Origin of the sequence: Enterococcus sp. AZ009 (genome assembly GCF_050548785.1) — a bacterium.
Classification (GTDB): domain Bacteria; phylum Bacillota; class Bacilli; order Lactobacillales; family Enterococcaceae; genus Enterococcus_D; species Enterococcus_D entomosocium.
Genome location: NZ_CP172960.1, coordinates 104,932 through 118,072, shown reverse-complemented (window position 1 = coordinate 118,072; position 13,141 = coordinate 104,932). Strand labels below are relative to the sequence as shown.

At 46.8% G+C, this 13,141-nt stretch carries 11 protein-coding genes; 5 read left to right on the top strand and 6 right to left on the bottom strand.

The genetic code is table 11. The annotated features are described in order from the left end of the window. Positions 1-11 precede the first annotated feature (11 nt). Positions 12-776: an OmpA/MotB family protein gene (locus IGJ74_RS00520; protein ID WP_008376629.1), complete on the top strand. Its 765-nt coding sequence runs from the start codon at positions 12-14 to the stop codon at positions 774-776. A gap of 146 nt (positions 777-922) precedes the next feature. Here the strand turns inward: IGJ74_RS00520 and IGJ74_RS00515 are convergent, their stop codons facing one another. Together IGJ74_RS00515 and IGJ74_RS00510 are read right to left on the bottom strand one after the other, a co-directional pair. Then, positions 923-2,968: a methyl-accepting chemotaxis protein gene (locus tag IGJ74_RS00515; protein ID WP_142424501.1), complete on the bottom strand. Its 2,046-nt coding sequence runs from the start codon at positions 2,966-2,968 to the stop codon at positions 923-925. A gap of 283 nt (positions 2,969-3,251) precedes the next feature. Beyond that, on the bottom strand, positions 3,252-4,061 hold the full coding sequence (locus tag IGJ74_RS00510; protein WP_005232814.1) for an aldo/keto reductase family protein: 810 nt from the start codon (positions 4,059-4,061) through the stop codon (positions 3,252-3,254). A gap of 172 nt (positions 4,062-4,233) precedes the next feature. On the opposite strand from IGJ74_RS00510, the gene IGJ74_RS00505 reads away from it, so the two are divergent. Beyond that, entirely contained in the window at positions 4,234-4,626 is a 393-nt protein-coding gene (locus IGJ74_RS00505) for a YbaN family protein (RefSeq protein ID WP_086293551.1), read from the top strand. An 82-nt stretch (positions 4,627-4,708) separates the two neighbouring features. Here the strand turns inward: IGJ74_RS00505 and ppdK are convergent, their stop codons facing one another. Beyond that, positions 4,709-7,342, bottom strand: a complete 2,634-nt coding sequence (gene ppdK / locus IGJ74_RS00500; RefSeq protein ID WP_218193000.1) for a pyruvate, phosphate dikinase — start codon at positions 7,340-7,342, stop codon at positions 4,709-4,711. 190 nt (positions 7,343-7,532) lie between these two features. Here ppdK and IGJ74_RS00495 point away from each other — a divergent pair, with 190 nt between their 5' ends. Genes IGJ74_RS00495 through IGJ74_RS00485 form a run of 3 tightly spaced genes read left to right on the top strand, consistent with a single transcriptional unit; the run spans position 7,533 to position 10,860 of the window. Next, entirely contained in the window at positions 7,533-8,168 is a 636-nt protein-coding gene (locus IGJ74_RS00495; protein WP_218193001.1) for a helix-turn-helix transcriptional regulator, read from the top strand. A 12-nt stretch (positions 8,169-8,180) separates the two neighbouring features. After that, complete coding sequence (locus tag IGJ74_RS00490; protein WP_005232818.1) at positions 8,181-8,999, top strand: pyruvate, water dikinase regulatory protein; 819 nt, start codon at positions 8,181-8,183, stop codon at positions 8,997-8,999. Further along, positions 8,989-10,860 carry a fructose-bisphosphatase class III gene (locus IGJ74_RS00485; RefSeq protein ID WP_008376638.1) on the top strand — a complete coding sequence of 624 codons (1,872 nt, stop codon included), beginning with the start codon at positions 8,989-8,991 and terminating at the stop codon, positions 10,858-10,860. The genes IGJ74_RS00490 and IGJ74_RS00485 overlap by 11 nt, the downstream gene beginning before the upstream one ends. A 33-nt stretch (positions 10,861-10,893) precedes the next feature. On the opposite strand, the gene IGJ74_RS00480 is transcribed toward IGJ74_RS00485, so the two are convergent. The 3 genes from IGJ74_RS00480 to IGJ74_RS00470 all read right to left on the bottom strand — a co-directional run bounded on the left by IGJ74_RS00480 (position 10,894) and on the right by IGJ74_RS00470 (position 12,943). Beyond that, positions 10,894-11,307, bottom strand: a complete 414-nt coding sequence (locus IGJ74_RS00480; protein ID WP_005232820.1) for a phosphate-starvation-inducible PsiE family protein — start codon at positions 11,305-11,307, stop codon at positions 10,894-10,896. A 297-nt stretch (positions 11,308-11,604) separates the two neighbouring features. Further along, positions 11,605-12,171: a hypothetical protein gene (locus IGJ74_RS00475; protein WP_005232821.1), complete on the bottom strand. Its 567-nt coding sequence runs from the start codon at positions 12,169-12,171 to the stop codon at positions 11,605-11,607. 268 nt (positions 12,172-12,439) lie between these two features. Continuing rightward, on the bottom strand, positions 12,440-12,943 hold the full coding sequence (locus IGJ74_RS00470; protein WP_087664755.1) for a general stress protein: 504 nt from the start codon (positions 12,941-12,943) through the stop codon (positions 12,440-12,442). Positions 12,944-13,141 lie beyond the last annotated feature (198 nt).

Sequence of the window (13,141 nt, the reverse complement as noted above, 5' to 3'; positions counted from 1 at the left end):
GGTGAAGCGACATGAAGCGAAAAAAGAAACATGAAGAACATGTAGACGAAGCGTGGCTTTTGCCTTACTCGGATATGTTGACCTTGCTGCTGGCCTTATTCATCGTCATGTTTGCCATGGCGAAAGTCGATGATGAGAAGTTTCAAGAAATCCGAAGCGAATTCGGCACCATCCTTTCCAGCCACCACAGCAACGCCTCCGTCATCGGGTCAGTGATCGATATGGGCGAGACCACGCCGCGAAAAAAAGCCGCCACTTCTGCCGAAGCACAAGCGCAAGAAGCAGCGGTCCGGACCCAACTGGAAAATCAGCAGCTAGAAAAAATCAGCGACCAGCTGTCACAAGAACTCGCCGCTTCTGGCTTAAAAGACCAGACAGAAGTCCGCTTGGAATCCGATGGCTTGCATATCACGCTAGCCAGCAGCATCTTGTTTGCCTCTGGTAGCGCCGAGATCACGGACACCACTCGTCAGTCACTGGATCTACTATCGGACTCACTGAAAAAACTAAAAGCCAACAAAATCGTGATCGCCGGGCATACCGATAACGTACCGGAAAAAGGCAATGGCCGCTACCAATCTAACTGGGATCTTAGTTCCGCTCGTGCGATTACCGTTATGGAATACTTCATCAGCAAAGGCGCCGTTTTAGAAAAAAATGCTGCCATCCAAGCCTTTGCCGATACCGAACCGAAAGCCGATAACAACACCCCACAAGGCCGCTCGGAAAACCGCCGCGTGGAGATGATCATCCAGCGGACCGAAACGACACAATAGCCCGTAATAAGGTTTTATAAATATCATTATGAAAAGCCAAGATGAGCAACATTCGTCTTGGCTTTTTTGTAGTCTCCTCCTCAACAAACAAAAATCACTCATCAGCCATTCTTGCGAATAGCTGATGAGTGATTTTTTTGCTTGATTTATTTCTCCACTTCAAAACGATTGGTCAATCGCTTCAACTCTTCTGCAATGTCTCTGAGGTCTGCCACATGGTTGGTAAATTCATCCATGGTTGCCAAGACTTCTTCTGCATTTGCGGAAACTTCTTGTGTGCCAGCGGCATTTTCTTCCGTTGATGCGGAAATGTTTTCTAAGTTTTCCAGTACACTGTTTTGAATATTTTCGATACGGGCACTGGCTGCTTCAATATGATGGATGCCTTCAATCATATAGCTGCTGCGTTGGAAAACTTCTTTTGAAGATGAGATCGCTTCTTTGATCAAGTTGGTTTGGCGAACGCCGCCTTTGACAGACGCCGACGTTTGTTTGACCATTTGACTAGACTGCTCACGAATTTCTTCAATGATCGCTTCGATTTCTTTGGTAGAAGCTTTGCTTTGTTCCGCCAATTTACGGATCTCAGCAGCCACGACGGCAAAGCCTTTGCCAGACTCGCCAGCACTTGCGGCTTCGATCGATGCATTCAAGGCTAGCAAGTTGGTTTGGTAAGAAATATCGTTGATGACCCCAATGATCGAGTTGATATTTTGGATACTATCATTCATTCCCGTCATGTTCGACATCAAGCGCTCCATCTGTGCCAACTCTTGTCGCCAGCTGTCATCGACTTGATCCATGATCGTTAAGTTTTCTTGATTGATCTTCGTAGATTCTTGCGACTTGCTGCTCATGCCGCCAACATTTTCTCGTAATTCTTTCACGACCTGCGAGAGGTTTTGCATTTGTGACACGCTGTATTCTGTTTCTTGGGCTTGAGCACCGGTCACTTCAGCTATCCCCGTAATGGTTTGAGAGACTTCTTCTGTCGCAATATTGGTTTGTTTTGACAATTCTAATAAAGAATCCGACATTCCTGCGACACTGTTGCTTTCTTTTTGTACTTTTTGGATCAATGCACCCGTGCCTTCGATCATCACATTGTAATTGTCCGCCATTTGCTGGATCTCATTGCCTGCTTTGTCTGGATATACAACTCGGCGTGCCAGTTGATCCCATGTCCATTTTTCGCCTTTGGCTCGTTTGGTTTTGCTCATCTTCTCTAGTTTGCCTTCACCGACTTTTCTAAAGTAGCGATTGAAGCAATCGATGATCGCTGCGACTACTTTGATCGCGGCATAAGAAACCAGTCCTACAAAGAGCAGCATCAAGATCGTAACGATAATCGTGGTACGGACCAACGCTCCTAACTCTTTGTCTAGATCACTAGCTTTGACTTCGGAGTACGCCCAAACATTGGAATCAGCAGACTTGTCATACAACACATCATTGACTTTATTCGAGTCGCCTAAACCAACCATGCCTGTCGGATCTTTGGCTTCTTTGATTTTTTGGAACACTTCTTCTTCTTTGATATTCTTACCGATTTGCTTGGTATTTTTTGAGGTCACGATGACCCCAGATTCTGAAACTAAGGTGACATTCCCAGTCCGCCCCACGGTAAAGGAAGACAAGATGTTTTGAATGCTTTCATAGGAAACATCGACGCTTAAAACCCCCACTTGATTATGGGAATTTTTGACCCGGATCGAAGCCGACGTCACAAATTGATTCGACACCGTATCTAAATAAGGTGCTGTCCAATACACTTCTCCTTCGGCTTTTACAGCCCCTTTGTACCACGGCCGAATTGTGGGTTTATAGTCATCCGGTAAGGGATTGAAGGTCACATACTCATCATCTTCTGTCCCAAAAGTTACTGCTAAGAAGCTGTTGCTCCCAGCAATCGCTAAAGAAAGATCTGAACGGATACGTCCCATGCTGAATTCTGTTTTCATCGCTGGCAGTTCAGCCATTGATTTCAATTTGCTTTCCGTCGATCGGCGCAAACTCTTTTCTTCCGCCAAGATCAAATTGACGGCACTTTCTTTGTTCAAATCATTTCGTTCAATCAATAAGTTCTTGGTGGTTAAATAGGAACTTGTCAGCATGACAATGATCGGGATCCCCGCAACCAGCATCAAGGTGATCATCACATAAATTCCTATCGTCTTTTTTCTTTTTTTCACAACTGTGCCACTCCTTCATTTCCAATTTCACACGATCCACTGAAGACTCGTCCGTAGACGACCCTTAGTAAGGATAATCGGTCATTTCTTTGAATATTTAAGAGGATTCATTGTCAGAAACGGCTGCAAGCGCATTTTCTTTTTTGCTAAGGCTTACGGTGGCTGTTGTAACGAATAGAAAAGCTCCTCAGTCATCAAGGAGCGTTACGACTGCATAAAAATAGCCAGCACGGAAGTTTCCGCACTGGCTGTAGGGTCCCTTTAATAGGACCGCTTCTATTGCCTATAATTCTTTGATGACGGCTTTTTCTTCCGCCGTCAAAGCGAAATCAAAGAGCGCTAAATTTTCGGCTTGATGTTTTTCTGAATGGGATTTCGGAATCACGATCACCCCACGCTCGATTTGGTAACGCAAGACCACTTGGCTCCAGGTTTTTTGATGCGCTTCCCCGATTTGGGTCAAGGTTTCCCGTGCCGCTTCCGAAATCCGGGAAAGCGGACCCCAGGCTTCTGGAACTACCTGATTGTCTAAGGAATACGAGATGATCGCATCATTCCACTTGCCTGGATGCGATTCGATCTGATTGACCGCTGGTTTGATCCGACTGTTTGCCAATAAATAGCTGAGTTCTTCTTCTTGGAAATTGGACACCCCGATCGCTTTTAAGACTCCTTTATCGACATAAGCCTCAAGAACCGCCCAGACAGCGGCGATCTCTGCCAAGTTGTCCCACGGATGATGGATCAAATAAAGATCGATCGATTCCGTCTGCAAGGCTGCTAAACTCGCTTCGACAGACGCTTTCACGGCAGCTGCATCTTGCGTATGCTCTGGTTTGCCAGGAATCTTAGAAGTCAGGAAAAATTCGCTGCGGTCAATCCCGCTTTCCTTGATGGCTTTGCCAACCACGGCTTCGTTGCGGTAAGAAATCGCCGTATCAAAATGCCGATACCCAAGCTTGATGGCAGTCAATAGCTCTGTCGTATCATCATTGATCGCACCTTGGTATTCTCGGTTTTCTTTCCCAAATGTATTCGTCCCGCTGCCGATCACTGGAATCTGAATGCCGGTATTCAATTCAATCGTTTCCATGCTGCTTCCCCCTTTGTGTTGTTTCTAGTCTATCAAAAAAGCAGGAGTAAGGGGAAGAAAAACTCTTATTGCCGCTAAAAAACGGGGAAAAGCACAAAACGCATGTTCAAGCAGCCCCTCCTCCGTTATACTGAGGGTAAGACACGAAACACCCAAATAAGGAGGGTTACTTTTGAAAAAAACACTATTTTTTCTTTGTGGATCACTGACATTCGGTTTAGGCACTTTAGGAATCTTCTTGCCTTTCTTACCTACAACCGTCTTTTACTTGCTGACGGCTTATTTCTGGCTGCGGAGTTCCGATACCTATTATCAACGCTTGGTTCAATCAGAAAATTATCAAAAATACATTGAAAAACCACTCGTACAAAAACAGCTGAGCACCAAAGGAATGCTCCGGATGTTTGCCATGATGCTGATAGTCTTTGCAATTCCTGCACTATTGATCTCCAATCTGCTGGTACGTTTCGTCCTCGCTGCCATCTACCTCGCCCATGTCATTGGGATCACTTGGTATTTAAAAGGACGCAAACCTGCGATCCAAAAAACGGATCAGCCCCTGTAAGTACGACGCTAAACGAACACGCCGTAATCCACCAAGCAAGCGAACCTTGCTAGTGGACTGCGGTGTATTTTTTTCTCCTATTTTAGCGGGTGCTCACTGACGCCTCTTCGATGATGGGGGCTGATTGGGCGATCGCTAACCAAGCAGCAGGGATCCGGTATGGGGAACAAGAAACATAGTCGATGCCGATCTCTCGCAAAAATGCAATAGAATAGGGATCGCTGCCGACTTCGCCACAAACACCGATCGAGTGCTCTGGCTGACGATCTCTTACGCCGGCGATCGCTTGACGCATCAACGCGCCAACACCTACCTGATCTAAGTGCTGGTAAGGATCTTCTTGTAAGATCCCCGACTGCAAATAGGCTTGAATAAAGCTGCCGGCATCATCCCGCGAAAAGCCAAAGGTCATTTGGGTCAAGTCATTGGTACCAAAACTAAAGAACGCCGCCTCTTCAGCACACTCCCCAGCAATCAAGCACGCTCTAGGCGTCTCGATCATCATCCCGATCTCGATGTGCAACGGTTGCTGAAGGGTTGCTTCTGCTTGGGCGATCACCTGTGTCAAAGTCTCTTTCAACACCTGCAGCTCTGCGGGCAAACTGATCAGGGGCAATAAGATCGCCGCCTCTACCTCGACTCCTTGCTGCCGCAACTCCACAGCCGCTTCACAAATCGCCGCTGTTTGCATTTCATAAATTTCTGGATAGCTGAGTCCTAAACGGCTGCCGCGATGCCCCATCATAGGATTGACCTCTTGCAGTTCGTCAATTCGCCGCTCGATCACTGCCAATGATTTTTTACTGCGGCGGGCCATCTCAAGGCGTTCATGCTCATGGGGCAAGAATTCATGGAGTGGTGGATCTAATAACCGAATCGTGCATTTCTTTCCTTGCGCGGCCTGCAGCATTTCTTGGAAATCGGCTTTTTGATAAGCCTTGATCTCAGCCAAAGCCGCCAATCGTTCCGCCTTCGTTTCTGCCAAGATGACTTCCCGCATTTTCCACAAACGCGCTTCCCCAAAAAACATATGCTCCGTCCGTGCCAGACCGATGCCCGCTGCCCCAAAGGCCAGCGCAGCCTCAATGTCATTTTTCGTTTCCGCATTTGCGTAAACCTTTAGATCTGCCTGGGCTTGTGCCCACGTCAAAAGCTGATCCAGCAAAACCCGCTCCTGTACACTGGTCATAGGCAGCTGCCCTTGATACAGTTTACCAGTGCTGCCGTCTACGGAAAGTACGTCACCTTCTTCAATCAGCAGCTCGCCGCAGCGGGCCTGTTTCAAAAATGCATCGACACTTAATGCATCGCACCCTACCACACAGCAGACCCCCAGACCACGGGCGACCACCGCCGCATGAGAAGTCATCCCCCCACGAGCGGTAATGATCGCTTCACTCACCACCATGCCTTCAATGTCTTCAGGTGAGGTTTCCTGCCGCAGCAGCAGGACTTTTTCTCCTGTGCGGCTGGCTTTTTCCGCCGCCTCTGCAGTGAAATAGACATGTCCTGAAGCTGCCCCTGGACTAGCCGGCAAGCCCTGCGCAAAAGCTTCGGCTTGCTGCAAGGCTTCGGGGGCAAATAACGGGTGCAACAATTGATCGATCATTTCTGGTGTGATTCGGTCTAAGGCTTGCCTGATGGTGATCCGACCTTCTGCGACCATATCCGTTGCAATTTGCGCTGCCGCAGCGGCGGTTCGTTTGCCGTTTCTTGTTTGCAAGACAAACAACTGGCCGTCATCGATGGTAAATTCAATGTCTTGCATGTCTTGATAGTGATCCTCCAACCCCTCAGCCAGTTGCTTTAGTTCCTGATAAATCACAGGATGTTGTTGCGCCAACGCTTGGATCGGTTGTGGTGTACGAATGCCAGCAACCACATCTTCCCCTTGAGCACACACTAGAAATTCGCCGAAAAGTCCCGGTTCCCCGGTTGCTGGATTGCGGGTGAAGGCGACACCCGTCCCACTATTAATCCCGCTGTTGCCAAAAACCATTTCTTGAATCGTTACGGCAGTCCCTAGATCGTCAGGGATCCGATGGAGGGAACGGTAGGTCTTAGCCCGTGGGTTGTTCCATGAGCGAAAAACTGCCGTGATGGCTGCCAATAATTGCTGAAACGGGTCTTGGGGAAACGCTTCTTGGGTATGTTCCATATAAATACTTTGAAACACGCGGCAGATCATTTGCCAGTCATTGCCGGTCATCATTTGGTCTGACACATAATTCTGCCGTTTCTTATAATCTGTCAAATAGGCTTCAAAGTGTTCTTTTGCTACACCTTTCACCACATCCCCATACATCTGGATCAAACGGCGGTAACAATCATAAGCAAAGACGGGGTCCCCCGTCTGCTGAGCCAACCCTTGGACGGTTTCATCATTCAACCCAAGGTTTAAGATCGTATCCATCATCCCTGGCATGGAAAACTTGGCACCACTGCGGACAGAAACCAATAACGGCGAGTGCAGTCCGCCAAATGTTTTGTTCCTGCGGACTGCCAATTCTTCGATGGCAGCTTTGACTTGCTTGATGATCGCCTCAGGAAGAACCTGTTCTTCTAAATAGGTCAGGCAAATGGTGGCCGGGACGATAAATCCCTGAGGAACAGGCAAACCTAAATTGGTCATCTCCGCAAGATTTGCCCCTTTCCCGCCTAATAATGCTTTTTGCTCTTTCGTGCCTTCTGAAAACCATACGACTGCTTTTTCCATCATGTTCCTCCTTTTAAATGTTATATACTATTTCGATTAATTAGCAGTATATAGTATGACACATTTAATCGTCAAGCCAAAAAAAGAAAACTTTTAAGGGATTTATCCTTTTTAAAAGAGAAGGATTGCCTTTTCATTCGGAAAATCATATAATCAATAGCATAGCACATAAAATAAAGAAGGTGACACATTGGAATTAAGCCAAAGACAAATGAAAATCATTGAGATCGTCAAAGAGCATCAGCCGATCAGTGGGGAGACCATTGCGAAGCAGTTGGGTTTGAGCCGCGCAACCTTGCGGAATGACTTATCGATTTTGACCATGACCGGTTTATTAGACGCCCGACCGAAAGTCGGCTATTTCTATACAGGACAAACCGTTGAGCCTTTGCTTTTCGAAAAACTCTACCATACCAAAGTTGCAGAAGTCATGATCCCACCGTTGCTGATCTCACAAACGGTCTCCGTTTATGAAGCAGTCACGACTTTGTTTATGTACGATGTCGGTTCCCTCTATGTCAAAAATGACCAAGACGAACTGATTGGGGTACTCTCCCGCAAAGATCTGCTGCGCTTTGCGATCAGCAATGCCGCACCGGAAAAAACACCCGTAGCGATGATCATGACTCGCATGCCAAACATCGTGACCATCACACCGGAAGAAACGATCTTGACGGCTGGTACGTTGTTAGGACGACATGAAGTCGATACCTTGCCAGTGGTCAATCCACAGGAACCAAAAAAAGTCATCGGCAAAATCACGAAGACGCGGCTGATGAATTACTTTATTCAAGCAGGCAATGACAGTGACAACACACACTTTTAGGGGGCAAAAACAATGAAGAACGTTCGAATATATTTGATTTCAGATTCCGTAGGCGAAACGGCACAAAAGCTGATCGCCGCCGTTTCCGCGCAGTTTCCCACGATCGACCTTTCAGATATCCAGCTCTTTCCCTTTACTAATGATGAAGAGAGCTTAGGCGAGATCCTCAAAGATGCCTTGCTAGACAAATCGATCGTCGTTACCACCTTAGTCAATAAAGAATTAGTCGCTTTTGTTGATGCCTTTGCCAAACGGACTGGCTTGCAGCATGTCGACTTTATGTCGCCCTTGACCACGATGCTGGAAAAAACATTCGGTGTAGAAGCCGTCCAAGAGCCTGGTGCCTTGCATCGCTTGAACCAAGCATATTTCAGCCGGGTGGCCGCGATGGAATTTGCGGTGAAATACGACGACGGCAAAGACCCACGGGGATTTCTCGATGCTGACTTTGTCCTATTAGGGGTTTCGCGAACCTCAAAGACCCCATTGAGCCTATACATGGCAAATCGCGGCTACAAAGTGGCGAATCTGCCTTTGATTCCTGAAGTCGCTTTGCCAGCCGAAGTGCACCAAGTCGACCCACGGAAAATGGTCGGTTTGACTACGAATCCAGAATCCCTTACGGAAATCCGGCGGTCCCGGATGCATTCATTGGGCTTGAAAGAAGAAACCCATTACACCAATTGTGAACGAATCGAAGCAGAATTAGCCTACGCGAATGAATGGTTCAAAAAGCTGAACATTCCGGTGATCGATGTCAGCAAACGCTCCATTGAAGAAAGCGCGATGCTGATTGAAGAACAAGCCAAAGAACAGGCCCATGTTCAATAAAGACACCTTGGCAAACCTGACCGAGATCATCAACTTGGAAGCCATCCAGCAGCTGCCGAAAGCTACCGAGCATTTTGTCAGCGATCTGCATGGCGAATACGATGCCTTTGACCATATTTTGCGGAATGGTTCTGGCAGTATTCGAGAAAAAGTCGAGACTTTGTTTACCGGTGTCTTGACGAAAGAAGAACAGACCGAACTCTGTTTTGTCATTTATTATCCAGAGGAGCTATTACAAGAACAGGCCTGGACCCCTGCCGATTGGCGCTTGAAGATGGCACAGCTAGTGAAAGTTGCCCGCTTTACTTCCAGTAAATACACACGCTCCAAGGTACGCAAAGCATTGCCGACTTCTTTTGCTTACATCTTAGAAGAACTGTTGTACCAATATGATGCCGACTTCAATAAAGAAGCTTACTATCAGGCGATTTTTGATAAGATCATTGAATTAGAGGCAGCCCCGCTTTTTTGCCAAGAACTGGCGTACTTGATTCAGCGTTTCGTAGTGGACCATCTCCATGTCTTAGGCGATATCTATGATCGAGGACCGGCGCCAGACAAAATCGTCGATCGCTTGATGACTTTGCCTTCACTGGATATTCAGCTAGGCAACCATGATATCTTGTGGATCGGTAGCTTTTGCGGCTCGCTGCCCTGTTTGGCCAATACGATCCGCATCGCTGCTCGCTACGGCAATTTGGCATTATTACAAGATGGTTATGGGATCGATCTATCAAAAGCACTGGCTTTTAGCCAAAAATATTACACAGAAAATGCCGGCTTTTATCCGCAAAAAACAGTGGACCCTTTATCAAGCCAGCAAAAAAAAGCCGCCATGCTTTTGCAGCAGGCATTTGCCATCATCCAATTCAAAGTCGAAGCAGCCGTGATCCAGCGGCGACCGGCATTTGCGATGGCAGAGCGCTGCTTATTGCATCGCTTGTCTCAAGATCGACAACAAATCCAGCTAGACCAGACCTATCCTTTGATCAACGGCTGTTTTCAACTAGTAGATCCCGATGATCCTTACCGTTTGACAGCCGAAGAACATGAAGTATTGCAAGATTTGCTGAGCCAATTTCAACGCTCGCCCCGCTTAGCTGCGCATATGCGCTTTTTGGTCGAGCATGGCACATTGTACCAGCGCTTCAACGACAACCTACTGTATCACGGCTGCCTGCCTTGTCGGGAAAACGGCGATTTCCTGGCCTTTACTTTCCAGCAGCAGCCCTTAGCAGGCAAAGCGTTGATGGACTTTTTTCAGCAATGTTTGCAGGAAAGTTTTGCCCAACCAGAAAACCAAACAGACCTTGCCACCGATATGATCTGGTATCTTTGGTGTGGCGAAGGCTCTTCCCTCTTCGGCAAAAAAGCCATGAAAACCTTTGAGCGCTACTTTATAGCAGATCGCAACACTCATACGGAACAAAAAAATGCCTATTATTCTTTAAGGGAAAACGAAGACTTCTGCTGCCGTGTCCTAGCTGCCTTCGGTCTGCCGCCGACAGGCCACATCATCAATGGCCACACCCCTGTCAAAGTGCGTAAAGGAGAGACGCCCATTAAGGCAAATGGTCGTTTATTGGTGATCGATGGCGGACTCTCTCGCTCCTACCAATCCGTCACAGGCATTGCTGGTTACACGCTGTTGTCAAATTCCTTCGGCATGACCTTAGCAGCCCATCAACCCTTTACAGATCGCCAGCAAGCCATCCAGCAGCGACGTGACATCGTCACTCAGAAAAAAATCGTCGTGCGGCAAACGGAAAGAACAACGGTAGGGCAAACAGATATCGGCAAGCGGCTGCAGCAAGAAAGCCGAGTGCTTTTTGAAGAATTAAAAAATCATCCGATCCCTTGACGAGTCATTCGTCAACCAATCGGATGATTTTTTTTACAGTCCTTTGGAACTATGAAAGGCTTTGAGTTTTTCCAACGCCTGCAGCACAATGATCAAGACCAAGATCGCTAACGCCAAAAAGAGCGTTTCTAACCCTTTTCCTTGCGCTAAAAGCAGCTCTCTTAAAATTGCTGTGATACTGATCAAAATCAAGTAACGCACCGGAATATGGTGACCTTCTTTTACGTAACGCAATAACATCAAAATAATTTCCAGTAAAATAAACAATGTCGCGATCTCTTCGATCAATAAAGAAAGATCGCTAACTTCATGCAGTGGGATCACATGGACAACGATTTTGTAGATCGCTTCCGCCATCACCACCAAAACCAACAGAACCAACAGTCCTAACATGATATCAACCACAACACTAATCAATTTTTCGAAGTGCTTAAAATATTTTCCCATAACACCCCTCCTCGCACTTATTATAGCGAAACTACTCAGAATCACTTTATGATATGCTTGCAAGTGCAGCTTTTTTTATGGAGGCAGTGAATAAAAACGTAAGACAGCTCTTTTCTGTTCCAGCAATCCTCCAAAAAACCTTCCTCTTTGTTACTTTTTGAAGTCTCAGAGTGAGGAATCGCGCATCCTTCGTGCGCTTGGTGTGTTCGTGGCTCTGAACATAAGCAAATAAAAAAGCTAGGCACAAGGCCTAGCTGAAATGGTCCCTTTAGATGAGACTGATTTTTACAGTCAGGCTCAGTGAGCCCCTTCGACTGTTAGATCAACATTTTCACTCGTATCTTCCGCGGCTTCGTCGTCGCTATTGGAGGTTTCTGAAGACGGCTCAGTCGTTTCACTGCTGGAGCTGCTTGTTGTAGTACTGGTCGAACTCGTACTGGAAGAGCTTGAAGAACTGCTGCTAGCGCTACTGCTAGACGTATCGCTGGTGGTGGTTGATCCGCCACTCGGCGCGGTACTCGAACTGCTTTCGCTACTTGCAGAAGTGCTGACGCTAGGCTCTGTCTCTGCTTCACTTACGGAAACAGACGTGCCTTCATTTGTCGACGCTTCGATCGAGCGACTAGTCGTTGAAGGCGATGTGTAAGAACTAACACTGGCTTCATAAAAAATCTGACTGGAATCAGAGGTTTCTTCGATACTGCTGCTTGCTGTCTGGTAAGGTGGCTCGGAGGAACTACTGGAAGAATCTCGTACAAAGGGCGCGGCAACAAAGGCATTGGCATCTTGATTGATCGCCACACTCAAAAAAACCGCAACAAAACAACTGACTAATGCCGACTGCATATTGAACTTGAATTTCATCGCACTCCCCATCCTTTCCCAAAAATATGGTTGGACCTTCCGTCAATGATCTATCTCATTCTTATATTATACAAAAAAAAGCAATCGTCAACAAATTAAGTTTTATTTTCAAAGATGACAAAGACATAATTGTCCGTTGCGCAACAAAAAAAGCCCGAGGGCGACGGTCGATCACCTGCGGGCCCATCCCTTCACTAAGGGTTGGCAGGTGCGACGGATGCTTGTTCCTCTGGCTTTAATGATTCCTTTATTGTTTAACCCCTTCTATTTATAAGTTACGCAGATGGTTGGGGTCATGGATCGGTGCTTCAATATCGCTGTCTCCCATGCGGGGCGTTGGATGGACGGACTCATCTGGCATTGCTGTTTCACCTGGTAACGGTTGATCGATGATCGGACCAGTATCTGCATCACGATCGGTTATTTTGTCCATCGGCTGATAATCGTAGACACCGACAACGAGTTTGTCTTGTTCAAGGTCATCACGATAACCATATAACGGATCATGCTCATCACGCCTATGATCGGAATCGCCGAAAGAAAAAGCATCTTTGATTTTTTCCCAAAGCGAACGATCTTCATCCTCACTAGCTGCCTGCTCCACTTCCACATCGTCGATGGATTCTAACCCAAATTGATCGATGACTGTTTGATTCGCAAACAGCACGATATCCTCTTTGCCATAGCCTTCGTTTGTCAATTGCTCAATAACCGGTAATACTTCTGTTCGAGTGTCGTAACTGCCAATAATCGTTAGGTTTCTGTTGTGCATGTGAAATCCTCCTTATTTTGTGTACGCTTCGATCGTTCTGGTTCTGAAGCAATTCCTTTAAAACTAGCAATTTCTATTGCTTCTTTCATTCTAACGCAGGGTCCTATGATTGACCAAATAGTTTGATTGCGCTTACGAAAAAACAAGCGGTTTCTTGAAAAAAAAACTAGCTGCTCCGGAAGAAGCGGATCCATCATA

What these genes read in the sequence shown, in the direction of transcription:
- ppdK (WP_218193000.1), bottom strand. Translation starts at nt 7,342, where the DNA reads ATGGAAAAAGCAGTCGTATGGTTTTCAGAAGGCACGAAAGAGCAAAAA.
- IGJ74_RS00510 (WP_005232814.1), bottom strand. Translation starts at nt 4,061, where the DNA reads ATGGAAACGATTGAATTGAATACCGGCATTCAGATTCCAGTGATCGGC.
- IGJ74_RS00490 (WP_005232818.1), top strand. Translation starts at nt 8,181, where the DNA reads ATGAAGAACGTTCGAATATATTTGATTTCAGATTCCGTAGGCGAAACG.
- IGJ74_RS00480 (WP_005232820.1), bottom strand. Translation starts at nt 11,307, where the DNA reads ATGGGAAAATATTTTAAGCACTTCGAAAAATTGATTAGTGTTGTGGTT.
- IGJ74_RS00475 (WP_005232821.1), bottom strand. Translation starts at nt 12,171, where the DNA reads ATGAAATTCAAGTTCAATATGCAGTCGGCATTAGTCAGTTGTTTTGTT.
- IGJ74_RS00485 (WP_008376638.1), top strand. Translation starts at nt 8,989, where the DNA reads ATGTTCAATAAAGACACCTTGGCAAACCTGACCGAGATCATCAACTTG.
- IGJ74_RS00520 (WP_008376629.1), top strand. Translation starts at nt 12, where the DNA reads ATGAAGCGAAAAAAGAAACATGAAGAACATGTAGACGAAGCGTGGCTT.
- IGJ74_RS00470 (WP_087664755.1), bottom strand. Translation starts at nt 12,943, where the DNA reads ATGCACAACAGAAACCTAACGATTATTGGCAGTTACGACACTCGAACA.